Origin of the sequence: Mesoterricola silvestris (assembly GCF_030295405.1) — a bacterium.
Classification (GTDB): Bacteria; Acidobacteriota; Holophagae; order Holophagales; family Holophagaceae; genus Mesoterricola; species Mesoterricola silvestris.
Map to the genome: position 1 here is coordinate 4,557,344 of NZ_AP027080.1, position 25,539 is coordinate 4,582,882.

The window sequence follows — 25,539 nt, forward strand, 5'->3', positions numbered from 1 at the left end:
GCTAAGGGTTCACCCGTCCGAGCGCTTTCACCATCCGGTTCACCGCCTCCTCCAGCTCCACCTCGTCGGCCTGGGCGAAGCCCATCCGGAAGGCCGGTTCCGCCGCGCCGAGGTAGTAGTGGGAGGGGGGATTCAGGATCAGGCCGCAGGACCGGACGGCCTGGATCCAGGCATCCAGGTCCGCGCCCTCCCGGCCCCGGAGCCAGAGGCTCATCCCCCCCTGGGGCGAGGGCACCTCAAGCGGCCCGGACAGGCTCTGCCGGAGCCTCGCCACGAGGAAATCCCGGCGGGCCGCATAGACCTTGCGGACCCTCCGGAGGTGCCGCACCAGGTCCCCGTCCCGGATGAGGTCCGCCACCGCCCATTCCAGGACGGGATCCCCCAGCTCTCCCCGGCTCAGGCGGATCTTGCCCAGGACCGGGACGAGGGGCGTCGGCAGGACCATGTAGCCCATCTTGAGCCCCGGCGCCAGCAGGCGGGACAGGGAGCCGATGTGGATGACCTGGCCGGTCCGGTCCAGGGAGATGAGGGGCTCGGAACGCGTCCCCTCGTACACGTACTCGCCGTCGTAGTCGTCCTCCAGGACGGCCAGGCGGTGCTTCTGGGCCAGGTCCAGGACCGCCTTCTTGCGCGCTTCCGAGAGCACGGCCCCCGTCGGGAACTGGCGCCGCGGCGTCAGGTACAGGACCCGGATCCGTTCGCCCTTCAGCACCTCCTCCAGAGCCTCGGGGATCAGCCCCTCGCCGTCCACCGGCACGGGGCGGAGCTCCATCTTGCCGATCTGCCTGAAAAGGTCCCAGGCGCCCCGGTTGCCGGGATTCTCCACCGCCGTGAGGCTTCCCGGCCGGGACAGGGCCCCGGCCAGCAGGGCCAGGGCTTCGCGGCTGCCCCGGGTGATCATGATCCGTTCCATGGGGACGACGGCCCCGTAGCGTTCGGAGATCCAGGACGCCACCATCTCCCGCAGCAGGGGCGTCCCCAGGGGGTTGCGGTCGTCCAGGATGCGCGGCCCGTGGCGCCGGAGCGCCCGCTGGTAGCCTTTGGCCAGCTCGTCGGCGGGCGCGAGCCTGGGATCGGGGGAGCCGTCCTCCAGGAGAAGGTCCCCGGCCACCGTCACGGATGCGGGCTGGAGCAGGCTGGGAAGATCGAAGCCCACCTGTGACCCCGGGAGCGCGGGGTCGGGCGCCTTCCGGGCGGAGGCGCCCGAGGGCAGTTCATCGGCCACGAAGGTCCCGCTGTTGGGCCGGGTGACCAGCCAGCCCTGGGCCTCCAGCTCCTGGAGGGCGGCGATGACCGTCCTCCGGTTGACGCCCAGGTGATCGGCCAGGATCCGGGAGCCCGGCAGGGCCGCCTGGCGCGGCAGCCGGCCCTCCAGGATCGCCCCCTGGAGGGTCAGGGCGATCCGCTGGTACAGGGACGAGCCCGGGGCGTCGATGAGGGTGAGGAGGAGGTCGTTGGGGCGCATGGGCGGACTCAGTTCCGGGTGAGGGGCAGGGCCTGGTCGAGGATCGGGCGCAGGCGGCGTTCCTGGAGGCGATCCACCTGAAGCGATTGCTGGAGGAGCGCCACGGCCTCCCGGGCCAGGCGGATCCGCGCGGCGGGACGGGTTTCCCGGGCGGCCATGGCGGCGAGGATCTCCGCCTTCAGCGAGCGGATCCTCGCCAGGTCCGCGGAGGATTCCGGCAAGAAGCGCTGCATGGAGGGCACCGCCCGGCCGGGTCCGGAGACCCGCGGCGGAAGCACCTGGGCGTAGGCCTTGTCGATCCATTGGAGGGCCTCGGGGAGGGAGCTCCCGGACGGGCCGGACTGGAGCAGCAGCAGGGTGGCCATCTGCTCCTTGTAGTAGGGCATCCACGCGTAATTCTTCACCAGGGGCGCCTGCAGGCAGCGGCCGATTTCGCGAAGGTAGGGCTCGGCATCCTGCTTCTCCGCCAGGGCGCGCCGGGCCAGGAGGACATTCATTTCGAGGACCCTATCGAGGCCGCCCGAAGCCATGGCGGGGTCGCCCTTTCCGATCCTTCCCAGCTCCGTCCGGAACTCCGCCCAGGAGGGCCCATCACCGACCAGTCGGATGCGCTGGCTAAGGAGGTTCTGGGCCAGGTAGGTCCTGAAGACCGATGGCACGGGCAATCGGTCCAGGCAGTCCTGGGCCCGGGAGAGCCATGGGAGGGGATCGCCGTAGGCCAGCCAGACCCGTTCCGCGGCCAGGAGATCCAGGCGGCCGAGGGAGGTCCACTCCGGGGGACCGGCCGGGTGGAAGGTGGCGTGGATGCCCTGGATGATCCCCACGGGATCCTCCCCCGTTTCGGCCAGGGTCTGGGCGGCGGTGGAGCACCACTCGAACCGGGCGGCCTCGCTTCCGGTCCAGGGTTCCTGGAGGCACCGCCGGCAGGCCTCCACGAAGGCCGGGGGCGGTTTGACCCCATAGTAATTGCACTTCTTCAGGAAGGACGCCTTGGCCTCCAGCAGGGCCCGCAGGCTCCGCCCGGAGGGATCGAGCGCCGGGTCCGGGCGCAGCCCGGCAAGATCCCGGGCCACCGGTTCGGGATCCATCCCACGGGCCAGGCGGTACGGCAGCACGTGGGTGGCCAGGAGCTGGCCGTACTGGGCCGTGAGCACCGGGTCGCGCCCCCGGACCTTCAGGCCCTGGTCCAGGAGGGCCCGGGCCTCCTCGAAGAGGACGACCGGGGCTCGGCTATCCTTCGTCGGCAGCGAATCCTCCTTCAGATTCTCCTCGGCCAGGGCCCCGTAGGCCCGGGGAAGACTCGGCGCGAGGCGGAGGGCCTCCACGAGGAGGGCCCGGGCCCGCTGCTGGTAGGAGGCCGCCTCCTGCGCCTCGGGGCTGGAGAAGGCGCCCGAGGCCATGCCGGCATTGACGATGAGGAGTCCGGCCTTGGCGGAGAGGGCCATCGCCTCCTCGAACAGGCCGTCCAAGTCCTGGGGGAATTGGGCCCGGTAGGTCCGGGTCAGGTTCAGGAGCCAGTCGAGATTGACCGCGTCCAGCATCTTGGCGTCGGCAAGATCGACCAGGAAGGCCAGTTTCACCTGATCGGATCCCTTCCTCCCCCTGAGGAGCTTGCGCGCCGGGTCCAGGTACTGGCGGCGGATCTCGTCGACCTTGCCCCGGTTGGCGGGATCCTGGAGCCCCGACATGAAGCTCCACTGATCCTTCCGGAACGTGGCCAGAAGGGTGATGGCGAGCCAGGACCGCGCACTTTCGGTGCGGTACCCCGAATCCCAGGCCTCCTGGAAGGAGGCCACGGCCCTCGCGTCCTCGGCATCCATGAGGAAGTAGGCCTGCCCCAGGGCGAGGCAGGCGGGGCCCCGGGCCGCAGCCCCCCCGCCCCGCCGGGCTTCGAGGATCTTCCCGACGAAGGCTTCGGCCTCCTTGAGTTCGGGGCGGATATCGTGGGGCGGAAGGCGGTAGGTCCGGTCCAGGTGGGCGCCCAGGTCCCCCACGATCTTCTGGCAGTGATGGTCCCATTCGGCCTGCTGGGTAAGGAAGGTCGAATGGCGCACGAAGAGGGCCAGGGAGGCCGCCAGGGCCAGGAGGCCCAGGCCGCTGACCCATTGGAGCATCCGGTTGCGCTGGTACCACTTGGCCAGCCGGTAGGCCGGGGCCCTGCCCATGGCCGCCACCGGTTCCGCCCGCTGGAAGCGGTCCAGATCCTCGGCCAGTTCCCAGGCGCTGGCATAGCGTTGTCCGGGGTCCTTCTCCATGCACTTGGCGACGATGGCCGCGAGATCCCGGGCGATGGCGGGGACGCGCTGCCGGAGGGGGACGGGCGGGTCCTTGGCCATGGCCTCCAGCAGCCCCTCGAAATCATGGGCCCGGAAGGGACTGGCCCCGGCCACCATCACGTACAGCATCACGCCCAGGGCGTAGACGTCCGTCCCGGGACCGATGCGGGCCGTGTCCCGGGCCAGTTGCTCCGGGCTCGTGTAGGGGGGCGTTCCCAGGCTGCAGCCGCCGCTGGACGCCTTCGAAGCGCCCGCCACCATCCCGAAGTCGCTGATGATGGGGTGGAAGATCCCATCCTCGTGGCGTTCCATGAGGACGTTGCCCAGCTTCAGGTCCAGATGGATGAGGTCCTTCTGGTGCGCGGCGTGGATCCCCAGCGCGATGTCCCGGATGATCCGGACCTTTTCCCCCAGGTCGAGGGAAGGCAGGAGCTGGGCCAGGGTCGGGCCCTCCACGAGCTGCATGACCAGGTGCCCCTGGCCCACTTCGTAGACCCTGCAGACGTTGGGGTGCTCGACCTTCGCCTGGGCCCGGGCCTCCTCCAGGATCGGCCCCCGCGGGTCCTTGAGCGCCTTGATGGCCACGTGCCGCTGGAGCAGGGTATCCAGGCCCTTGTAGACGAGGGCGCTCGCCCCTTCCCCGATGGGGACGAGGTCCTGGTAGCGGTCCCCCAGGCCCTTGAGCTCCCCGATGGGCGCGGGCCCCTTGAACAGCGGATCGATCCAGGACCCCGCCTCGCCGCCGATGGCCTCCCAGGCCAGGCTGTTGAGCGCGACCCTCGACATCCGGCCCGAGGCCAGGAGCGTCGCGAGTTCCTCCCCCCAGAAGTCGCCCTCGGGGTCCTGGGCGGAGGAATCATCCGCCGGGCGAGGGTCGCCCAGGAGCCCGCGCGAATGAGCTTCCTTGAGGATCCGGGACGAGAGGTTCGCGGAGAACATGGCGAAGGGAGGGGACCTCGGGAGGATGTGTCGGACGGCCCGTGCAGGCCAAGGATGGCTTGCGGATAGGATAGCTCAGGTCACATCCTCCGGACGCCTGATAGACATACGGCCGAACCCTTTGATGGCTTAGATGGAGCGCCGTGAGAACTGGATGGAGGCCCAGAGGACCATGGCGGCCGCCGCGGCCACGGTCATCGCGGCGAGAAGCCAGTCCTGGGTCGCGGGGCCCCAGCCCACCCATCCGCCCACCTTCGCGGCGCCGATCTGCAGGGCGATGATGAGGGCGTTGGTCAGGAGCAGGAACAGGGCCAACCCGCCCGGGATGGCGGCGGTGAGGACCCCCACCAGGAGGCCGCAGGCCATGGCCAGGAGCACGCCCGGAAGCCTAGCCAGCAGGAGGCCCCGGAGGATGGCCACGGGATCCAGGGGCGCCTTCACCAGGACGGCGTTGAGGATAAGCATGCAACCGACGCCCAGCCCCAAGGCGGCCAGCAGGACGACCGTCATCCCGGCCCCCCGGGCCAGGAGGAAATGGGCCCGGGGCATGGGCCGCACGACGAACAGGATGGGGATGCCCTGCTGGAGGTCGGCGATGAGGGAGGCCGTGACCACCGAGCCCGTGATGAGCGCCGCCAGGTGCGCGGTGCCCGAGATGGCCAGGTTGCTCATGGCCTGCACGTGTTCCACGCTGGCAAGGAGCGCGGCCGGCACGAGCAGGGCGATGGCCGCGAGCACGGCCTGGATCAAGGGGCTGCGCCGCAGATGCGCCAGTTCATCCCGGATCATGAGGATCAACATGCGCTGGCCTCCTCTTCCCGCTCGGTGGCGACGTCGAGGACGTCGTCGGTCATGCGGCCGATGATGGTTTCCAGGGACGGCACCAGCGGTTTGACGTACCGGATGCCGTGGCCGCTGGCGATCATCTGCCCGAGCACGTGGGTCGAGACGTCCAGCAGGTGGGCCCCGGGCGTGGGATGAAGGCGCAGGACCGTGGAGGCGGCCATCTCCACCCTCGCCACGCCGGGAATGGCGCTCAGCCGGGAATGCGGCAGGATGCCGGTGAAACCGATCTCCACCACCTCGGCGTCCCGGTGGGCCGCCTTCAGTTCCTCGACCGTGCCGTCGAAGATCACGCACCCCTTCCGGAGGACCACGATGCGTTCCATCAGCTCCTCCACATCCGCGAGGATGTGGCTGGAGAAGAGGATGGAGACGCCCTGCCGGCCCAGTTCCGTGAGGACGCCCTTGAGGTGTTGGCGGCCGGCGGGATCGAGGTGGTTGAACGGTTCGTCCAGGATCATCAGCTTGGGGTGGCCCAGCATTGCCTGGGCCAACCCCAGGCGCTGTTTCATGCCGCGCGAGAACCCCCCGACCCGGAGGTCCGCCTTCGGGCCGAGGCCCACCTGCTGGAGGACCAGCGGGACCCGCTGCCGGAGGGCGGATGCCTCGAGGCCCGAAAGCCTCCCGAACAGCCACAGGGTCTCCCGGGCCGTCCTCCAGGACGCGAAGGCCACGTCCTGGGGCAGGTACGAGATCTCCTTCAGGATGCCCTTCCGGTCCAGGGGCTGCCTCATTCCAGAGATCCAGGCGGCGCCTTCGAAGCCGGTCTCCATGCCGGTGAGGATCCGCATGGTCGTCGTCTTCCCGGCGCCGTTGGGGCCGACGTATCCCACGATCTCGCCCCGCGAAAGCGAGAAGGAGACGTTGTCCAGGGCCTTCAGGCCCGGGTAGCGCTTGGTCAGCCCTTGGGCGATGACGAGAGCGGAGCTTTTCGGCGGTTCAGGCATGGTCATTCCGGCGGCAGGAAGGCGTTCCTGGGAGTCAGTGGGATGCGGAGACCTGGCTGGTGTAGTTCCGGAGGTCCTGGTTGAGCGCGTCCAGGCGGTCCGCGGGGGCCTTCTCCTCCCGGGCCTTGGCGATGGCCTTCCCGATAGCCTCGACGGCCTTCCCGGGTTGCCCGGCCTTGGCATAGGCGTCGGCCATGGAGCGATGGATCTGAGAGGCGCTGCCCCCGGTATTGGGCGCGAAGTACTCGTTCCGGAGGCTCCGTTCCAGCACCTTGGCCACGGCGGCGTAGGTGGCTTTCGAAAGCCCTTCCTTCTGCAGGGTCAAACCCGCCGCATCCGTGAGGTTGATGTACCGGGACAGGGGATCCGCCGCCATCTGCTCCAGGATGGCGGGCACCTTGTCCCGGTCGATTTCCAGCAGGGCCATGAACTTGTAGAAGGCCACCGCATCCTTGCGGTCCGGGAACCGCTTTTCGAAGGCTTCGGAGGCCGCCAGCATGGACCGGCACGTGGCCGCGCGTTCCGCCTCCGTGCCGCTGAACATCTTGAACATGATCGTCTCCACGGCATCCCGCTCCTGCATGACCTGGGCGGCCTTGTTCCGGTCCCAGGTCCCAGCCAGGACATGGTCGAGGGCCCATTCCAGGTGATCGAGGTTCACGTCCACCCAGGCGATCCTGCCCTCCTGGTCGATGATGAAGGTGGTCGGGAAGCCATTGCGGCGGAGCGGCTTGATCCAGGCCTGGTACATCGTGTTGGCGGCGCCATCCACGGCGACGTCGAAGGTCAGCCGCTTCCCGTTGGGCGTCTGCAGGAATTTCCGGACGGCGGCCGCGAGATCCTTCCCCTTGTTCTCGCCCAGGTCCTCGTAGCTGTCCACGGAAATGAACCGGACCTTGTCCTCGTACTTCCGGGCGATCCCGCTGATGTGGGGAAAGGCCATGATGCACCCGCCGCACCAGGTGGCCCAGAAATCCACCACGTAGACGCGCCCGGGCTCGAACCGGGCCAGCGGCTTGCCGCGAACCCAGGCCTGGGCGGTGATGGGAGGCGCGGGGTCCCCGATCCGGAGCGTGGGATTGGAATTGAACTGGGCGTGGCAGAGGGTGGCCGCCACCGACAGCGCGAGGGCCCGGATGCCAACAAGAAGTGCGTGTGTTTTCATGGCTTTTCCATCCTCTTGAGGTTGTCCGGCCAGTCTACGGTCGTCCCAGGGGGGGGCCCTGCACCGGATCGAAAGTTGGGACGTACACCGGCGTGGATCGCCCGAAACAGGTATCCTCGTCCTGGTCGCGCGGGATCCCCATGCTGTTGAAAAAAACCAATCTGTTTTCAAGGCTTTCCGCGCCGATCCTGTGCGCGCTTTCCCTCGCCTTGGAGGCGGGGGTCCCGGCCTCCTCCCCGCGCGTTTGGGTTTGGGCCTGGGACCGGCCGGAGGACCTTCGCTTCCTGAAGCCGGAGGAAGCGGGCGTCGCGTTCTTCGTGCTGGGCATCCAGGTGGGTCCAGGGACCGTGGCCGTCCGTCCCCGGACGGCGCCCCTCCGACTTCCCGAGGGGATGCACCGCATCGCTGTCGTCCGGCTGGAGGCCTCGGGTGCCGGCGTCCCGGAGCGCCGGATGACGGAGATCCTGGCCGCCATCCGGACCTATGCCCTCGTGCCGGGCATCGAGGGGCTGCAGATCGATTTCGACGCCAGCCTATCCCAGCGGCCCTTCTACCGGCAGCTGATCGATCGGCTCCTGAAGCCGGGCGAAATCCAGGTTCCCCTCACGATCACCGCGCTCGCGTCCTGGTGCATGGGGGATCCCTGGATCCGCGACCTCCCCGTCAGCGGAGCCGTGGGGATGTTCTTCCAGATGGGGCGGGACACCCCGGAAGCCCTGGCCTGGCTGCGCAAGCACCGGCCGGTGACCGGCGTCCGCCCCGGGGCGCTGGCCTGGGGCCTCGCCACGGACCAGCCCCTGCCCGTGGCCCCTCCCCCGGAGGCTCGCGTCTTCCTCTTCCATCCCCGGTCCTGGACTCCAGACGCCTTTTCCAGCGCCCTTCGAAGGGTCACGCCATGAACCCCAGACGTTACCTGCCCGCCGCCGTCGCGGCCCTGGTGCTGGCCCTTGCGGCCGTTCCCATCATCCGGGCCTGTGCGCCCGAGGGACCCTCGCTTGCCTTCACCTGGGCCACGCATCCCGACCTCCCGTTGAACGCCTTCGCGGAGGGGAGCCTGGGCATCCTGCAGCCGACCTACGCCCGCTCCTACCTGGTCGTGGCCTATCGCCAGATGGCGGGGCTGCCCCTCACCCAGGCCGAACGGCGCAGCGTCCTGGAACTCTGGAATTACCGCCTCCAGGGCGGGGCCGTCCTGCCCCGGGACGGCGGGAGCGCGCCCCAGGACCCCGCCGCGGCCCCTTCCGGATCCCTGGACTGGAAGGCGGTCCGCGCCCGCTTCACCCGCGAGCCGGCCCCCGACCCGGTGCGGTTCCGATGGGATGAGGACGCCTACCGCCCTGCGGTGTCGGACAGCGCCCTGGAGGTGGCGGCGGCCACGCTCCTGGACCGGTCCCGGCGATGGGATCCGGACCGGATCGCGGACTGGATCCGGGCCCAGGACAGGGTCTTCAGCACCACCGGAAAGACGGGGCTGGTTCCGGAACCGGCCCCCGCCGGCCGGGACCCCCTCTTCCAGGCGGACCGGGCCTACCAGATGGCCTGCGCCCGGTTCTACCTCGGGGATTTCCCCGCGGCCCGGGCGGCCTTCACGGCCATCGCCCAGGAGGGGGCCTCCCCCTGGCGAAGGCTGGCAGCCTACCTGGTAGGACGTACTTGGCTGCGCGAGGGGGAACGCCTCTCCGCCAAGGATCCGGCGGGCGCCTTGCGGTGCTACCGGGAGGCGCACCACGTATGGGCCGGACTCCGGGGCGGGAGCATGCCCGCCAAGCCCGCGAGCGCAGCCCCCGAACCGCTCGGGGAGCAGGATCTGGAGGAAGGGATCCGGGTCGGCGAACAGCGCGCCCTGGCCAAGGCCGACCCCGAGGCCGCGGCCGGCGCCATGCTCCAGGACCTGAAGAAGCCCGGCGCCAGCGACGATTTCGGGGATCTTGTGGCCCGCTTCACGAACCTCCTCGACGCCAACATCACGGGCGAAGCGGATGCCTATGAAACCCGCCCCGCGTCCAGATCCATCCCCCCGGGCCTGCTGAAGGACGATCTGGCCGAATGGGCCTATCGCTTCCGGGAGACCGGCCCGAAGGCCTATGCCCTGGCCTACCAGCGATGGAAGCAGCGCCACGGCCTGCCCTGGCTCCTCATGGCCATCGCCAACGGCGAGCCCTCCTCCAAGGGGATCCAGGAGGTTCTGGGGGCGGCTGCCGCCCTTCCACCGGAGAACCCGGCCTACGAAACCGTCTCCTTCCACCGGGCCCGCATCCTGGCGGCCCAGGGCAAGGAGACCGAAGCCCGGACCCTCATGGCCGGTTTCCTGAACGGCGATCCCCGGCGGACCACCCCCTCAAGCCGGAACCTCTGGCGGGCCCTCCGCATGCCCCTGGCGCGGAACGATGCCGAATTCCTGGCGGACGCCTTGAGAAGCCCGGCCGGTTCCTACGATCTGGGCTTTGACGAAAAGAAACGTACCCCCAGCCTCGCGACCTGGTGCTCGGGGATCCAGTCCACCCACCCGGACATCCGGAAACGGCTGAAGGGCATCCAGGCCCCGGCCCGGTTCATCCAGGGCGACGCCTCCCGCGTGCTCAACCTGGAAGTCCCCACCGAGGTGCTGCACGCGCTGGCGACAAGGAAGGACGTCCCCCCCCACCTGCGCCGGGAGTGGATCCGGGCCGCCTGGGTGCGGGCCGTCCTCCTGGACCGGTGGGACGTGGCTGCCCGGATCCTCCCGGACCTCCTGGAGCAGGAGCCGGAGCTCCGGCCTTCCCTGGAAGGATTCGCCGCCGCCCCCCCCGTGGAGCAGGCCCGGCAGGCGCTGCTGACCCTCCTCCGCCACCCCGGCCTGAGGTGGATGGTCTTCCAGGGCATCAACCACCGGACCTTCACCGAACCGGGCGAAAAGCCCCTCCCCCTGCGCCACCGCGACACCTACCTGCAGACCTGCTGGTGGCCCGGCCCCGGGCCGGAAGGTCACCTCAGCCCGGCGGTGGTGACGGAGAACGCCAGCTGGACATTCTCCTTCTACGGACCCGAACCCCATGCGCTGGAACAGCCCCTCTTCGCCCTCGTGGGCAGGGGCCCCCTCCCCGTCCCCTGGCTCACCCCGGACCAGCGCGCCCGCGGTTCCCAGGAAGCCAAGCGGCTGCTCGCCCTCGAGGAGGGTCCCGATTGGCTTGCCTCCAGGACCCTCGCCTGGGCCGAATCCTCCCCCGGGGATCCCCGGCTTCCAGAGGCCCTCCACCTCGCCGTGAAAAGCGGGAAGGTCGGCGGCGAGAAGCACTACAACCGAGCGTGCTTCCGCCTCCTGCACACCCGCTACAAGCGGAGCCCATGGGCGGCCAGGACGCCCATCCACTACTGACGGGGGGGCAGGGCCGGACGGCGTGGGAATCACGTGATCGGTCCAGGTCCGGATCCGTCATCCGGACCTTTCCCGCCCGGACAATAGGCCCGTGGGCAGGAGCGCCGCTGCTGTGATGGCCGCCAGACCAAGTGCGGCCACCCCGTGCGCCATGCCGGGACCCGCCCGGGCCTGCAGAAGGTGCTGCAGGAGGGCCGCGGCCAGCACGCCCCCCAGGGCTGCTCCCATCTGGTTCAGGATGCGGGACACCACGCTGGCGTGCGCCACCTGGACCTTGTCCAGGTCCTGATAGGCCGCGGAGAGGGTCAGGAGGGTGACCAGGCCCAGGCCAGCTCCCCGGGCCAGGAGGGCCGCCAGGGCCAGGGCCGTCGCCGGCGGCCCCCAGGGGCCAGCGAAGGCCAGGGTGGCCAGGATGGCCACGACGAGGGAGGCCCGGGCCAGGGCCCGGTCCCCCAGGATCCGGGAGAGCGCGGCGAGCCGGCTCCGGGCCACCAGGGCCCCCACGCCTTGCACCGCCAGCAGCGCCCCCACTCCCGTGGGACCCCAGCCGCGCCCCAGGTTGAGGGGAAGGAGCAGCAGTCCCCCGTAGAAGGCGGCACTGGACAGGAAGAGGGTGAGCCCGCACCCGGTGAAGGCCCTGAGGCGGAAGAGGCTCAGGTCCACCAGGGATTCCCTGTCCGCCGGCGCGGGGCGGAGGGCGAAGGCGCCCACCAGGGAAAGTCCCACGGGCAGGGCCCACCCGGGTCCCGACCAGCCATTCCGGGCCACCCAGGCCAGGCCGAAGGTCACCGCGGCCAGCCCCGGCGCCAGCAGGAGGAAACCCTGCGCGTCGAAGCGCGCCCGCCCCAAGGGCTCATCCGCCGGCAGCCCCCTGTGCGCCGTTACCAGGGCCAGGAGCCCCAAGGGAAGGTTGGCCAGGAAGAGCCAGCGCCATCCCGCCGCCTTCAGCAGGAGCCCGCCCAGGAGGGGACCCAGGATGGGGGCCACCACCGCCGGCACGGCGGCGGTGGCCAAGGCGGCCCGCACCCGGTCGGGGCGCATGCTGCGCACCAGGGCGGTCTGGAGCGTTGGCGTCAGGATTCCGCATCCCAGCCCCTGGAGACACCGGGCCGCCACAAGACCCCCCAGGGACCCGGCGCACCCGGACAAACAGGATCCCGCCAGGAAGACCCCCAGGCCCCCCATCCAAAGCCGGCGCACCCCGATCCGGTTGGCAGCCCAGGCGCATACCGGCACAGCCGACGCAGCCGCCAGGGTATACCCGGAGAGCACCCACTGGGTGTGGGCGAGGGGGGCCCCGAACCGCTGTCCGAACGTGTCCAGGGCCAGGACCACGATGGTGGCGTCCAGAAGAGGAAGGCAGATGCCCGCCAGGAGGGCCCTCACCACCCTCCGTTCCCCGGTGTCCGTTTCACGACCCAAGGCCCTTCCCCACTACACGTAGGGCCACGGGACCCCGGGTGTAAAGCCCCGTCTCCCGACAGTCGGCGTCCGCCAGGGCCGACTTCACCAACCGGCTTGTGCGGCCCGCCCAAGTCCCTAGCTTTGCAAGGTAGGGCCGGGAGAAGCGTCCGTTGAAAGGACTGACCCCCAGCAGGGCGTGTTCGCCCCCCTGCAACAGGCGCCGGCAATTATGAGTTTCGGGCGCCACCCGAAACAGACTCCCAGGGGAATCAGGGCAAATTTCGTTGGGTTCCATCACGCCTCCCTTGACCGAAGCGACAGACGCCGTCGGCAAGGGGCTGGATGAGGTCATAGCCGTTCATGTTTCACCCCGAAACATGAATTTTCTATTTTACGATATTTCAAATTTAAATTATGAGTAAATTTAGTAAATATACATATTTAAGCAGATTATGCAATAATTAATATATCTGAAGTTGATCGAATTCCCCCTTCCCCAATCGTAACACGGACGATTTCAACTATCATCTTCAATGCTTGTTCGCCTTTGTGACAACATTTTTTTAAAAGCACTTTTTGTAACAATATGTCCATGATCGTGAGGACCGCCATGACGGGAGCCCTGGGTCATCCTCGCAGGGACTGCGAAGTGGAAACGGGTCGAGGGGTGGCGACCCGCTCCAACCCCCTGCACAATCTCCTCGCGATCCAGAAGAGGCATGACCTGGGGAACTCCCACTGGTGGAGCGGATCACGCTTTCGACAGATAACGCGCAGCCGCATGGGCCTGTCGAATGTCTGACAAAAGCCCTTTCCGCTCACGCTCCAGCACGTCCCAGCGCTCCGCAACCTGGAGGGGTGGGATCGTGACCGATTCACGCCGGTCGAAGCCGACCAGCGCCGCGTCAACCAATTCTTCAACGTCCATCACCTCAGGAAGGGTGTTGACGTCAATTCCGGAACGCTCCCAGATCTCGGTGCGGGTGGCGGCTGGCAGTACCGCTTGCACATAGACGCCCTTGGGCGACAATTCCACGTTCAAGCCCTGCGACAGGAATAGCACAAAGGCCTTGGTGGCACCGTAGATCGACGTGCCGAACTCGGGCGCGAAACCCACCACCGAGCCGATGTTGACGATGGCGCCGCTGCCGGAAGCCACAAAGCGCGGAGCGATTGCCGCCGCTAGACGCGTCAACGCTAGGGTGTTGAGGGAAACCAGACGGTCGATGCCTTCGGCGGATTGGTCCACAAATCGCCCTGTCTGGGCCATGCCCGCATTGTTGATCAAGATGCCGATACGCACGTCATCGCGCAGACGGATCTCGAGCGCAGACAGGTCGGCGGGGTTTGTAAGGTCGGCCTGTAGCACGTCGACGGCGACCTTGCATTCCGCGCGCAGGCGGGTCGCCAAGGTGTCCAGGCGTGACTTGTCGCGCGCCACCAGGACGAGGTCGTGGCCGCGGCGAGCAAAGCGCTCGGCGTAGGTGGCACCGATGCCGCTTGAGGCACCGGTGATGAAGACGGTCGGAAGCGTGTTCATGGTTTTTTTCCTTTGAGGGGTCGGTTCAGGTGGGGGGAAATGTTGCTATCGGATCGTGACGACGACCTTGCCCTTGGAATGGCCTTGGGCAAGGTAATTGAGAGCCTCCTTTGCCTGCTCGAAGGAAAACACGTTGTCGATCACCGGCTGGATGCGTTCCGCCGTGAGGAGCTCGCCGATCTCGGCGAGTTGAGTGCCATCGGGACGCACGAAAAGGAATGAGTAGGCGACACCCTGTTTTTTCGCGAGCCGCATGAACTTGCGGCTCATCAACCCGAATACCCACTTCAGGACGAAATTCAGCCGCCGGGCGCGAGCAAACGCGGCGTCCAGAGGCCCGATGAGCGAGACGATCTGGCCCCCCGGCTTGAGGATCCCGATGGATTTCTCAAGCGCGTCGCCCCTGACCGTGCCAATCACCGCGTCATAGTCGCGCAGCGCCTTTTCGAATGCCTGGTTCTTGTAGTCGACCACCTCGTCCGCGCCCAGGCGACGCACCCGTTCGACGTTTCCCGTGCTGGTGGTCGTTCCCACCTGGGCACCCAGGAACTTGGCCAACTGGATCGCAAAGGTTCCGATGCCTCCGGATCCAGCCGGAATGAACACCTTCTGGCCCTCGCGCAGGTGGACCCGTTCCTTCAGCGCCTGCCACGAGGTTAGCCCGACCATCGGGATGGAAGCTGCCTGCACGAAGTCGAGATTTGCGGGTTTCAGCGCGGCGGCGCGCTCCGGCACCGCCGCGAATTCGGCGATCGACCCGGTGCCAAGGTCGAAGATGCTCGCGAAGACCTCATCCCCTGGCTTGAATCGCGTCACACCACTGCCCACCTCGACCACCACGCCGGCCAGATCGCTGCCCAGCGTGGCCGGAAGTTGGAAATGCAGAACAGGCTTGAACATCCCGGTGGGAATCAGGTTGTCGATGGGATTCAGGCCCGCTGCATGGATTTGAACCAGCAGCTCGTCGGACCTCAAGGTTGGAACTGGGACGTCCGTGAAGCCGATCCCGGGTGCTTTTCCGTAGCGATTGAAGGTGAGTGCTTTCATGGCCTGGGTCGTGTCTCCATGGCGATTCTCGTAGTGCTTGCGTTCATGAAATAGCTCTCCGTGTGGGTGGGGGGGGTGGCTTGCCTTTTCAAAGGGTGTTACTATCAAACTGATATGAACTCTACTCCCCTCCCGAAGGTGTGTCACTACCAAAATGATATGAACAACAAAAATTGCCCTCCCGACCCCTGCCCCATCGCCCGGAGCGTGTCCTTTGCCGGCGACGCGTGGTGCCTTCTCATCCTGCGGGACGCCCATGCCGGCCTCACGCGCTTCGACCAATTCCGGAAGAGCCTGGGCATTGCGCCGACGATGCTGACCCGGCGCCTGGCGACCTTGACCGAGGAGGGATTGCTTGAAAAGAGGCGCTACTCGGAGCACCCACCGCGAGAGGAGTATCTGTTGACCGCTGCCGGCCGCGATTTTCTGCCGGTGCTGTTCATGATTGGCGAATGGGGGCGCAAATACAGGGGTGGCGGCAAGTTGATTCGATTTCTGGATGGTGAGACGGGGACGGAAATCAAGGCCGTCGCCGTGGATGAAGTCACCGGAGCGAAGATCGGGACCCGCGCGATCCGCATGTCCACGCCGGACGCGGACTAGGAACCCGGCTACCCAATCGCACGTGTCCCGGACGTTCGCCCCGGTTCGTTGCTGCGGGCCAAGCCCGCAGCAACGGAAGGCTCTCACCCCATGGTTGGGCCTGTGTTTCCACCCATTGGCCCCGACCCACCTCAGGGCCTCTCTTCGAGTGCTGCGAGGAGGGCATTGGGCCGCGCCAACGCCAATTAGCAAAGCGACCTCGTCTCGAACCGGGCCTTCGGCAGGTCCGGGTTCGAGCTGACTTCAAAGGCGTGTGGGCGGTGCACACCAATCAGCGTCGGCGCCCATCGGCACCGAGAGGGCCATCGCGAAGCAAACCCACAAACTCAAAGGAGCCGCTCTCCTCGCCTGGGCCTTCCAGGAGAGCCATTCCCTTCCGAATTCCCTTCTGCTCAACGAAGTGAGTTGGGCGTAGCACTGCCCCAACGTCGCTTCCGCACCCCCCGTCATCGCCGGCTTGGCCGGCGATGACGAAACAGGGCGAACGTCTGGGACACGTACGATTACGTAGCCGGGCTCCTAGCTTCTGAGCTGCGAAAGGACGCCGGCCAGGGTGTTGATGCCCCAGTGCTCGACATACCGCCCATCCTGGATGCGAACGATGTCGATGACATCGATGGTTACGGGGCGCCCCGTCGCCTCGATGCCCATCAGCGTTCCGGCATGGGTGCCGCTGACCGTCTTCCGGGTGGTGACCAGGTCACCTTCGGCTATCTGGGAATGGATCGTCACCTCCAATCCGGCCAGGGCCGGGCGAAGCACGTTCTGGAACGTGCTCCACATGCTTTCAGGACCGTTGGGCATGCCCTGAGGTGCGGACCGGTTCACGAAATCCGCGTCCATGAGGGCTTCGAAGGCGCGCCGGTCTCCCTTGACGATCACCTCCTCGTTGAATCGGCGAACGACGGCCTTGTTGGTTTCGTGGGACACGGATGCTCCTACAGGCGGACGTTTGATGATGGGGCCGCATGACGCGGCGCTATCCAGGAAGAGGGTTGGCAGGACGTTCAGGTATGGCTGGGAGTCTCAATTCGGATGCCGGTTCTGCTGCTCACTTTTGTGGCTATATCAAGGGCCCGTTCGTAGGTGAACGCCCCAAGTGCATTTTCGCCGAGATCCAATTCCAGTCCATCGGCACACACCAGAGCGATGTGCCAATTGGATGCCTTCAAATTTCGTCCTACCCTGAGGGCCTTGAATTCATGCGGGGGCCTTTCCCATTGCACCAAACCATACAAATTCTTTTTGTAGAATGTGATCGTTTTTCTACTCGATGACACCGCCAGCCATTGGTCGGCAGTTACGCTATATATGCTCGAATAAACGAGAAGTATCCCAAAGATGGCCACGACGGCCAATGGCCAAGTCTGGGAATGACCGGCGAGATAGAGTTTGCCGGCAAGTCCCAGGAGGGCGATGCCTGGTATCAGCGTCGCGACGGCCCAGCGATTCCCTTTGAACCGGAAGGTCACCCGTTCGGGGGATTCGTCGGAAAGGACCATGATGGGGGGATTTTCTCTCAACGAAGGCTCCTGGAAGCTGTAGGTGCAAGCCTGGGAGATGCCCGCTTCCATCGTAAGCAGGCAATGCAGAAGGAGGTTGACCGGAGGCCGTGCCCCGGGGACGGCTCAATGGGAAAACACCATCTCCTTGACCTCGATGCCTTCGATGGCCTGGAGTTTTGCGGCCATGGCCTTCCAGGCCTCCTGGCCTCCCACGACTTCCAGAAGCACGATACCTTCGGGTGAATTCCCGATTTCGTGTAGGCCAAGGCGGGTCTTCACGAGGCTGCCGTATTCCGTGAATACCTTTTGGACCGTCACCGCGTCCTTGAGGCGGTCGGTGACATGAACGCCGAGGATAACGTGCGCTGGTTTCATAGAAGCCTCCTTGGAATGCGACCATTTTACCGCATGCAAAAATGCCGGGTGCTTCGTGCCGCTGAATGGGGGGATGGTGGGTGATGAGACGCGAGACGCGGCCCATTGGGGCAATACCGCTGGCTAGCAAGCGCATAGCCGCCAACAATCAGGAATTCAACTTGCTCGGCGTTCAATGCGGCAAATAGAGCTCTGAAGTCGGGATTCACACTCATTTGGGCGTGTCCAGGTGAGGTATAAGTCGAAGCCCGGACCTACTACGAGCTCAACCTGGCCTACCGGGCCTTCGTCTCCCGGTTGGGAGGCGTCTACGCCCCGGTGGAACGGGTCCAGCCCAACCCCTACCTGACCGTGCCCAACCGCGATATCCCGGGTCCCGGCGCAGCCAGGCTCACCCTGATCAACCCGGCCTACATGACCCGGCTCGCGTTCGAGACCCTGCAGGACACGTTCCACCAGCCCATCCAGAACCGGATCACCAGCCTGCTGCCCATCAATCCCCACAACGCGCCCAACGCCTGGGAGCGCGCGGCGCTGCAGAGCTTCGAGGCGGGCGCCACGGAAGCCGTGCAGGTTCAGGAACTGGACCACAAGCCCTACCTGTTCCTCATGAAGCCCTTCATCACGGAAGCCAGCTGCTTGCGCTGCCACGGTGGCCAAGGCTACAAGGTGGGGGATGTGCGCGGTGCGATCAGCATCGCCATTCCCCTGCAGCCCTACCAGACCTTGGCCGCCGCCTCCATCCGCAACCAGGCCTATTCCTACAGCCTGATCTGGGGCCTGGGCTGCTGCGGGCTGCTGGTCTCGGCGCGCCGGCGCAACCGCCAGCAGGAACGCATGGCCGGCATCTTCGAGGAGAGCCCGGTAGCCCAGTGCTTGAGCGATTTCGGAACCGGTCGCTTCTTGCAGGTGAATGCCGCGTTCCTGGACGTGATGCGGACCGTGGACCGGAAACGGCTGGTCGGGCGCACGTCCCTGGAGATCGGCATACTCCTGCCGGAGGACCGGCAGCGGCTCAAGGATGCGCTGCGGGAGAAGACCTGGGTCGAGCGGTTCCAGACGCCCTTGCGCCGACTGGACGGCGAAGCCTTTCAGGGGGAGCTGTCGCTGAAGCGCTACGAGGTCGATGGCGTACCCTACCTGCTCACCAGCCTGGTCGACGTGACGGAGCGAGTCCAGGCGGCCCAGGACCGGATCCGCCTCCAGGACCAGCTGAACCAGGCCCAGAAGATGGAATCCATTGGCAGGCTTGCCGGTGGCGTGGCGCACGATTTCAACAACATGCTGAGCGTGATCCTGGCCAATGCCGACCTGGCCCTGGGCAATGAGCGTCTGACGCCTGAATTCAAGCGCGCCTTCGAAATGGTCCGGATGGCCGCCACGCGCTCGGCGGACCTCACCCGCCAGTTGCTCGGTTTCGCCCGCAAGCAGGCCATCACGCCCGAATTGGTGGACCTGAACGAAGTCATCGAGCGGGTGCTGAAGATGCTCCGCCGGGTCATCGGCGAGCAGATCACCATCACCTGGATGCCCGGCCGCAGCCTCTGGCCCGCCCACCTCGACCCCAGCCAGATCGACCAGGTGCTTGCCAACCTCCTGGTCAACGCCCGGGACGCCATCTCCGGCGAAGGCGCGGTCACCATCACCACCGAGAACGTGGTGGTGGACGAAGCCTACTGCGCCACCCACATCGAGGCCCTGCCGGGGGACTACATCAGGATTTCAGTGGCCGACACCGGCTACGGCATGGACCGGGCCACCCAGGAGAAGATCTTCGAGCCGTTCTTCACCACCAAGGCGGAAGGCAAGGGCACCGGGCTGGGCTTGGCCATGGTCTACGGCGTGGTCCGGCAGAACCGCGGGTTCATCCATGTCCAAAGCGAATTGGGGCGAGGCACCACGTTCCTGGTCTACCTGCCCCGCCACGCGGGCCCGGCCGCCGACCCCGAGGACTCCCCCCAAACGGACGTCCTGCCCCGGGGCGAGGAGACCGTGCTGCTCGTGGAGGACAACGAGATCCTCCTGCAGAGCGTCCAGGACCTCCTGCGCAGCCTGGGCTACCGCGTATTGGCCGCGGGCCTGCCCCAGGAGGCCCTGGCCCTCGCCCGGTCCGAAGCGGGCCCAATCCACGTGCTGCTCACCGACCTGGTCATGCCCGGCCAGAACGGCTGGGACTTGGCCCAGCAAGTCAAGGAACTCCGGCCAGGCATCAAATTCATCTTCATGTCCGGCTACACCGCCCAGGCCGAAGTCCGCCAGGAGATGCACGCCCAGGGCCACCCGTACCTGCAGAAGCCCTTCTCCCTGCGGGACCTGGCTGGGAAGCTGAGGGAGGCGCTGGGGGCCTGAAATGCCCGGCTAGAAGCCTGTCCATTAGCTGCATACAATGGACTTCCATTTCATTTCAAACATTTTCATTTCATTCCAACCCCGACAGGTGATGTCGGGTCTCAAACCAAATGTCCATCCGGTCAAACCAAGCTGCTTTTCTTAGAATGATTGCCCTTGCATGAGCCTGACCTGCCACACCATCCAGCACCCGAGGCTCGTTTTGCCATCAAATGCATGTCTGGGCATTTGGTTTGAGACGGTTTTGCCGCGTGTCGAAGGCGTCAGAGGTGGTTCCTCGAACTTATCCCCGCTTGGGCGCCCAAAATCAAATGTCCCAAGGACCATGCAAGAAGAACCGAGAACGCTCCACAGCGCATGGACCACGTCATCCGGGCTGAGCAGCTATAGAAATAGGATTGTATAAAGCAGGTGCATCTTGGTGATCACAGCCCCGCCAAATGCATTCCCGCCATGCCCGAACAATCGGACGAATGTTTGTCGTGATTAAATCATTGCATCCCAAAAGAACACTCAGGCGTAGGGACCGCAATGCAAAGACCTGGGTAGCTCTGGATCACATCGCATGCATCCACTGCGAGTTCCACTTTGAAGCCTGAACCATCCAGCCTTTCATAAAGGTACTTGTCGCCCGCCATACGTGTGTAGGCCTGGTGTCGACGTTCAAGCCGGAAATCCGGAAACCTGAGCCATGCCGTTTGTAGCATTGCCCGCTCACCGATTTCAAGGTTCAACCTCCGGAATGGAATGGTGTTGGTTGATGCGGTGAACTGCATATCCAGATCAATGCAGTCCAGAACTTCTGGCTGCGGCTCTCCATGCAATAACCACTGCCTACTGTCATTTACCAACACTTCACGGGAGAGGGGAACATTCCCCATCCACCCATGAATGTTGGCTTTGCGGAATGCCCACTTGGCGTTGCATGCAATTTCGTAGCTTACCTGGCAGGGGATTCCCTCGCGCAAAAAAAGGGCGGTTCCAGCCAATCGCCATCCATTCAGAAGCCCGCCCAGTTGAAGCCCCTCAAAGCCCTCATGATCAAGGCGTCGCCAAAAAATGGAATGAGATGGGAAAGGCAGGGCTGAATGAGTAGACTTTGAATCCATTGGTGTTATTCCTACCGTGTGGGCCCAAATCGATAGGCCGGGCGAACTGGTGGGTTTGAGTTGTGCGATCCCTGGCAAGGATTTGATACCGACGGAGGGCGCAGTGTTGTCAATGCTGGCATCCATTTCATTGCGGCAGCACCCCAGGTCCATCCCGAGCCAACTGCTGCGAATACAATTTTGTCGCCTCAAGTTGAAGGCGGCCCCTAGGATTCCAAGGGGCTGAGTCCGGGCCGGCCAACGCATGCTTTGCCTGCCCTTTGCCGATGGATTAGCCAAGACAAGACGACTGCCAGCAGGAGGCCCAGGCCGGCGTAGACCGACCAGGGAAGGTAGGTGCGAGACGAATTTGCCATCAAGGCGGTCCCGGCAAAATTACCCAGGGTGCCACCCATGGCCATGGATATCTCGAAAGCGCCGAAGTAGGTGCCTTTTGCATGAACCCATGCCGTTTCAGCGATGTGCATATCAGAAGCTGGAAGGACAAGGGTTTCACCCAAGGAGAATAGGGCCACGCAAAACAGCATCCATGGCAGGGATGCGCCCAAGGGAACCATGGCCATGCCTGCCGCGACCAAAAGGGCGCCCCATCGCACCAGGGCAAGCGGGGCATGCCTCTCCATGACGCCCCTCAAAACGAACATGGCCGTCAGCCCAATGGTGCCGTTGAGGACGAAGATGCTCGCAGCCATGGATTCCGAATGACCACGCCTGAAGAATTCGATGGGAAAGGAATAGTAAAGCTGGGCGAAAACCATGAAGAACAGGCTCATGCCGACCAGGAAGTAAATGAATTCCCTATCGGAGAGGACTGTTCGCAGGTTTGCGGCCATGGACGGGCCGCCTTCCCTGCGAAGCCTGAGGTCCCCTTCCCGGCCAATCATTATGGCAAGAATGGCCACCACGCTCGCCGCCAGCAGGAATGGGGCGGATCTGCCGGCCCGCCATAACAGGCCCCCCACGGCCGGGCCCAGGATGGCACCGGCGTTCAATGCCTGGTTGAAGTATGTGAAAAGCTTGCGGCGTAATTCTTCGGGTTGGATGGAAAAGATCGCGCTCACCGCCGGGTCGTAGATGGCCCCCCCAAGCCCCACAAGGGCCGCGCAAGCCACGAGCCAGAAGAAATGGGTGCTGAAGGCGAAGCCGGTGAATCCGAGGACTCTGAAGGCCATTCCGGCCACCATGCTGGAACCGTAACTTGTTCGGTCGGCTATCAGGCCCCCCAAGATCGGGAACACGCGGCCGCAAATCAAATTAACGCTCAGGATGGTTGCGATCTGCCAACCCGGTATCCGAAGCCGGTTTTGCAAGTAGAGAGCCAACAGGGGAATTGCCATGAAACTACATGTATTCATGGTGAAGACCGACAAAAGAAGTACCCTGACCGTCCTTGGGATATGGAACGCCTCCTCTTGGGTCATGTTCAGCCTCCCTGGATCGCGGAAAACGATTTCATGAGGATCCGGGCACCTTCCTCGATTTCCTCTGCCGACACATTCAGGGGTGGTGCGATGCGGATGATGTTCCCGTGGAGCCCTCCCTTTCCGATCAGCAACCCCCTCCGCCTGGTTTCTTCCATCAGTTGGCTGACCGCCTCCGTGGCGGGGGTGCGGTTCATGGTTGTCTCGTCTCTTACGAGTTCCATCCCAAGCATCAGGCCCACTCCGCGCACGTCGCCGATCATTCGGGGAAACTGCCGTTGAATTCTCACAAGGCTTTCCCTCAGCTCCTTCCCTCGTTCCGCGGAGTTGGCCACGAGATCCTGTTCCTTGATTTCATCCAGGACCGCTCCTGCGGCGGCGCATGCCAAGGGATTCCCGCCGAAGGTGGAAATAGTCCGGGAGGTGAAGGAATCTGCAATCCATTCAGTGCAAAGGGTGGCAGCCATGGGAAGGCCGTTCGCGATCCCCTTGCCCAAGGTCATGATTTCGGGTTCCAGACCGAAATGCTGGGCGCCCCACATCTTCCCAGTTCGGCCGAACCCCGTTTGCACCTCGTCAGCGATCATCACGCCGCCGTGTTTCCGGACAATTTCAGCGGCAATGGCGAAGTAGTCGGGTGGGGGTGGGATGCACCCTCCAGCTCCAAGGATGGGCTCCACCAGCATGCCTGCGAGGCGGCCGGTGGTGGTTGTCTCAACGAGTTCCTTGAGGTCCCGCGCGCAGGCCGTGCCGCAACTTTTCGGATCCAGGCGCAAGGGGCAACGGTAGCAATAAGGTGCGGGCGCATGTTTTACGGCCCCGATCTGGGATTGCACGGCCCGGTGGCTTGAAAGGCCATCCAAGGCTTGCGCCATAACCGTTCGCCCAGCATAGCTGTGCCGGAGGGTGATCACTTCCAGGTTGCCGGTATGAGCCTGGGCGAGCGTGACCGCCATTTCATCCGCCTCACTCCCGGAAACCGTGAAGAAGACCTTCTTTAACTGGCCGGGAGCTGAGGCAATCAGCTTCTCCGCCAGTTCGACCATTGGGATGGTCGGATAGAAGGTTGAGGCATGGGAGAGGCGCTGGAGTTGGGCAATCACCGCCTTGGTCACCCGATCATGAGCGTGGCCCAGTGCCACGGTCAGAATGCCCCCGAAAAAATCCAGGTAGGTCTTCCCATCCAGGTCAACCAGACGGCTGCCCTTTCCGGCCAGAGGCACCAATGGTTCGTCGTAGTAGGTCGCCACTGCAGCAGGAATGAATTTCATATGCTTTTCCCGCACCATGAAGGCACTTGGGTCATCCATGTGGGGCAAGATGAGGGGGGAGAGGACCATTTCCACCTGAGTGTCTGAGGGGGAGCCTTCCGGACACAGGTGCCCTGGGCTGACCTGCTGGAATCCCATTCCCTTGAAAAAGGATCTATGGTCAGTCTGTAATCCTTGGAGTACGGCCCTCGCCCGATCGATGCATCGCGGCAGTCCCTGGTCCTTCAGGATATGTTCGACCAGGCGGCGCCCAAGTCCTTTTCTCCGAAACCCCGGATGGATCAAGGTGACACCGAAATCCAACGATCGGAGGGAAGGGTGGTCCCGGGTTACGCTTGCGACACCCGCAAGAACTCCGTCAGTAAAGATGCCATAGGTATAGCAGTTCCCCGATTCGCTATGGAGCGGCCCGAAGCTGAGCATGGCATATGCAGCGCTGGGATCGGGTGGCCTACCACTGGTCTTTTGATAGAACTCAAGACATGCTTCGAGCAGGTCCCCCAGGGTTGCCAATAGGTCATGGGTCAGCTTCAAGCGTCTGATTTTGATGTTCATTTCTCTTTCCCGCTCAGTAATTGCTATCCCCTCAAGGCGACCTTCGGGTTCAAGGCCCTTCCGAAAAGCCGGTCCTCAAGGCCCATGGCCTCCTCCCGGGATTCTGCGACGACCAGGCATTCAAAGGTTCCTGTGCGGGCAAGATCTTCGGTCATGATCGCGACGCCCCGGCGCCGTGGTAGGTCGAACGCCAGATCTTCAGACTCAAGGAACGCTTCCAAGCCCTCGAATGTTCCTTTAAATGGGGCTCGATTTTCGGTGACGATTCCATGACGACCGTAGTAATCCTCGCCCAAGGTGAGTCTGCAAAAGGCATCCAAGTGGGAGCACCCCCCATAGCGGACGTTCACCTCGTGAAAGTAGATGGATCCATCTGCCTTCACAGCATCGCAGTTCAGCAAGCCCTTGTAGCCAAGCCGGAGGCATGCGTCCCCAATGGCTTGTGAGCCATGGACGAGGTATGCAATCTGGCTCTCGGCCAGATTCTGGACCGGGTATTCGAACCCAACCCAGGTTGGATCCATGCGCATGGATCCCAGGTTGATCACCTTTGCAACCTGGCCCCGGGTGTCAACTTCGGCATAGACAGGGTGCGCATCGAGCAGGAAGGATTCCACGATAAGGCATGTGTTCCTGGAATCGACGTAACGGGACCAGACAGCCTCGGAAGCGGTACGCAAATCATCCTCTCCGGCGATCCTCAGGGTCTGGCCCGCCCCCGGGTGGTAGCCTCGATTTAGTTCTGTCGTCAGAGCAACGTTGCCTTCTCCACCCCCGGCCAGATCCTGCTTCACGATGACGCTCCCGGTCCTGGCAAGGTGGTTGCTGATCGCCATGCGCAAGTCCTCCTTTGTCCGGCAGATCATTCCTGGTGGTATACGGAGATCCCGCTCCTCGGCTAGGCCTCGGAAGAGACTTTTCTTGCTCAAGGCCGCAGCCCGGCCGTCAAGCATGAACTTGAGGTCAGTGTCTGGAACTTCCAGGCCGAGACCCTGGGCGATGGCGCCAGCTCCTGGGTCAGGAAAGTAGGAGATCATGCCGTAAGGCACGCCCGGAACAAGGTTGACGCGGATGCGCTCGATCAGGTCTGAGCCTTCAATGAGGCTTTCTGTGATCAGCACCGTATCGGCCGGATCATTCCCCGGAAACACCTGGGTCACATCGCCAGGGAGGAACCCCTTGAAGCGGCCTATGTAGGCCATCATTTCGGGCAAAATGAGATAAGGGGTCACAAAGACATCTCCTTCATCCAGAAACCAGGCCATCCGGTTGGCGACCCTGGAACTGGAGGCGCGTTCGCTGACGTTTCTCAAGGTTGGATCGCCGCATTGAGCTTCACAGTCGACATTGCCCACTACGATTTTTTTCAT

At 64.7% G+C, this 25,539-nt stretch carries 20 protein-coding genes; 4 read left to right on the forward strand and 16 right to left on the reverse strand.

Annotated elements, in window-relative coordinates; translation table 11 throughout:
- Nucleotide 1 precedes the first annotated feature (1 nt).
- The 5 genes from R2J76_RS19570 to R2J76_RS19590 all read right to left on the reverse strand — a co-directional run bounded on the left by R2J76_RS19570 (nt 2) and on the right by R2J76_RS19590 (nt 7,635).
- The gene (locus R2J76_RS19570) at nt 2-1,465 is read right to left on the reverse strand and encodes an aminotransferase-like domain-containing protein (RefSeq protein WP_316413346.1); all 1,464 of its coding nucleotides are present in this window, start codon (nt 1,463-1,465) and stop codon (nt 2-4) included.
- An 8-nt stretch (nt 1,466-1,473) separates the two neighbouring features.
- Nucleotides 1,474-4,680, reverse strand: coding sequence for a serine/threonine-protein kinase (locus R2J76_RS19575; RefSeq protein ID WP_316413347.1), 3,207 nt, complete (start codon nt 4,678-4,680; stop codon nt 1,474-1,476).
- A 129-nt stretch (nt 4,681-4,809) separates the two neighbouring features.
- Entirely contained in the window at nt 4,810-5,481 is a 672-nt protein-coding gene (locus R2J76_RS19580) for a hypothetical protein (protein WP_316413348.1), read from the reverse strand.
- A complete protein-coding gene (locus R2J76_RS19585; protein WP_316413349.1) occupies nt 5,475-6,470 on the reverse strand; it encodes an ABC transporter ATP-binding protein in 996 nt (331 codons plus the stop codon). The genes R2J76_RS19580 and R2J76_RS19585 overlap by 7 nt, the downstream gene beginning before the upstream one ends.
- A gap of 34 nt (nt 6,471-6,504) precedes the next feature.
- Complete coding sequence (locus R2J76_RS19590) at nt 6,505-7,635, reverse strand: TlpA family protein disulfide reductase (protein WP_316413350.1); 1,131 nt, start codon at nt 7,633-7,635, stop codon at nt 6,505-6,507.
- A gap of 140 nt (nt 7,636-7,775) precedes the next feature.
- Here R2J76_RS19590 and R2J76_RS19595 point away from each other — a divergent pair, with 140 nt between their 5' ends.
- Nucleotides 7,776-8,534: a hypothetical protein gene (locus R2J76_RS19595; protein ID WP_316413351.1), complete on the forward strand. Its 759-nt coding sequence runs from the start codon at nt 7,776-7,778 to the stop codon at nt 8,532-8,534.
- On the forward strand, nt 8,531-10,990 hold the full coding sequence (locus R2J76_RS19600) for a hypothetical protein (RefSeq protein WP_316413352.1): 2,460 nt from the start codon (nt 8,531-8,533) through the stop codon (nt 10,988-10,990). Before R2J76_RS19595 ends, R2J76_RS19600 begins: the two co-directional genes overlap by 4 nt.
- A gap of 57 nt (nt 10,991-11,047) precedes the next feature.
- On the opposite strand, the gene R2J76_RS19605 is transcribed toward R2J76_RS19600, so the two are convergent.
- The 4 genes from R2J76_RS19605 to R2J76_RS19615 all read right to left on the reverse strand — a co-directional run bounded on the left by R2J76_RS19605 (nt 11,048) and on the right by R2J76_RS19615 (nt 14,981).
- Nucleotides 11,048-12,412, reverse strand: a complete 1,365-nt coding sequence (locus R2J76_RS19605) for an MFS transporter (protein WP_316413353.1) — start codon at nt 12,410-12,412, stop codon at nt 11,048-11,050.
- Complete coding sequence (locus tag R2J76_RS21630) at nt 12,402-12,746, reverse strand: tRNA-dependent cyclodipeptide synthase (protein WP_394366768.1); 345 nt, start codon at nt 12,744-12,746, stop codon at nt 12,402-12,404. Before R2J76_RS21630 ends, R2J76_RS19605 begins: the two co-directional genes overlap by 11 nt.
- Before the next feature lie 399 nt (nt 12,747-13,145).
- Nucleotides 13,146-13,934, reverse strand: a complete 789-nt coding sequence (locus tag R2J76_RS19610) for an SDR family NAD(P)-dependent oxidoreductase (RefSeq protein WP_316413354.1) — start codon at nt 13,932-13,934, stop codon at nt 13,146-13,148.
- Nucleotides 13,935-13,979: 45 nt separating this feature from the next.
- Nucleotides 13,980-14,981 (reverse strand): NADP-dependent oxidoreductase, encoded by a 1,002-nt coding sequence (locus tag R2J76_RS19615; protein ID WP_394366769.1) that lies wholly within the window; start codon nt 14,979-14,981, stop codon nt 13,980-13,982.
- Between the two features lie 159 nt (nt 14,982-15,140).
- On the opposite strand from R2J76_RS19615, the gene R2J76_RS19620 reads away from it, so the two are divergent.
- The gene (locus tag R2J76_RS19620) at nt 15,141-15,584 is read left to right on the forward strand and encodes a winged helix-turn-helix transcriptional regulator (protein ID WP_394366770.1); all 444 of its coding nucleotides are present in this window, start codon (nt 15,141-15,143) and stop codon (nt 15,582-15,584) included.
- Nucleotides 15,585-16,103: 519 nt separating this feature from the next.
- Here the strand turns inward: R2J76_RS19620 and R2J76_RS19625 are convergent.
- The 3 genes from R2J76_RS19625 to R2J76_RS19635 all read right to left on the reverse strand — a co-directional run bounded on the left by R2J76_RS19625 (nt 16,104) and on the right by R2J76_RS19635 (nt 17,464).
- Nucleotides 16,104-16,514, reverse strand: coding sequence for an ester cyclase (locus tag R2J76_RS19625; protein ID WP_316413356.1), 411 nt, complete (start codon nt 16,512-16,514; stop codon nt 16,104-16,106).
- A gap of 77 nt (nt 16,515-16,591) precedes the next feature.
- Nucleotides 16,592-17,107, reverse strand: coding sequence for a hypothetical protein (locus R2J76_RS19630; RefSeq protein ID WP_316413357.1), 516 nt, complete (start codon nt 17,105-17,107; stop codon nt 16,592-16,594).
- Nucleotides 17,108-17,212: 105 nt separating this feature from the next.
- Complete coding sequence (locus R2J76_RS19635) at nt 17,213-17,464, reverse strand: hypothetical protein (protein ID WP_316413358.1); 252 nt, start codon at nt 17,462-17,464, stop codon at nt 17,213-17,215.
- A gap of 318 nt (nt 17,465-17,782) precedes the next feature.
- Between R2J76_RS19635 and R2J76_RS19640 the strand changes: the two genes are divergently transcribed.
- Nucleotides 17,783-19,813 (forward strand): ATP-binding protein, encoded by a 2,031-nt coding sequence (locus R2J76_RS19640; RefSeq protein WP_316413359.1) that lies wholly within the window; start codon nt 17,783-17,785, stop codon nt 19,811-19,813.
- Between the two features lie 491 nt (nt 19,814-20,304).
- Here the strand turns inward: R2J76_RS19640 and R2J76_RS19645 are convergent, their stop codons facing one another.
- The 4 genes from R2J76_RS19645 to R2J76_RS19660 all read right to left on the reverse strand — a co-directional run bounded on the left by R2J76_RS19645 (nt 20,305) and on the right by R2J76_RS19660 (nt 25,539).
- On the reverse strand, nt 20,305-21,048 hold the full coding sequence (locus R2J76_RS19645) for a putative glycolipid-binding domain-containing protein (RefSeq protein WP_316413360.1): 744 nt from the start codon (nt 21,046-21,048) through the stop codon (nt 20,305-20,307).
- A gap of 80 nt (nt 21,049-21,128) precedes the next feature.
- Nucleotides 21,129-22,343: an MFS transporter gene (locus R2J76_RS19650; RefSeq protein WP_316413361.1), complete on the reverse strand. Its 1,215-nt coding sequence runs from the start codon at nt 22,341-22,343 to the stop codon at nt 21,129-21,131.
- A gap of 2 nt (nt 22,344-22,345) precedes the next feature.
- Entirely contained in the window at nt 22,346-24,169 is a 1,824-nt protein-coding gene (locus R2J76_RS19655) for an aminotransferase class III-fold pyridoxal phosphate-dependent enzyme (RefSeq protein ID WP_316413362.1), read from the reverse strand.
- Nucleotides 24,170-24,192: 23 nt separating this feature from the next.
- On the reverse strand, nt 24,193-25,539 hold the full coding sequence (locus tag R2J76_RS19660; RefSeq protein ID WP_316413363.1) for a peptide ligase PGM1-related protein: 1,347 nt from the start codon (nt 25,537-25,539) through the stop codon (nt 24,193-24,195).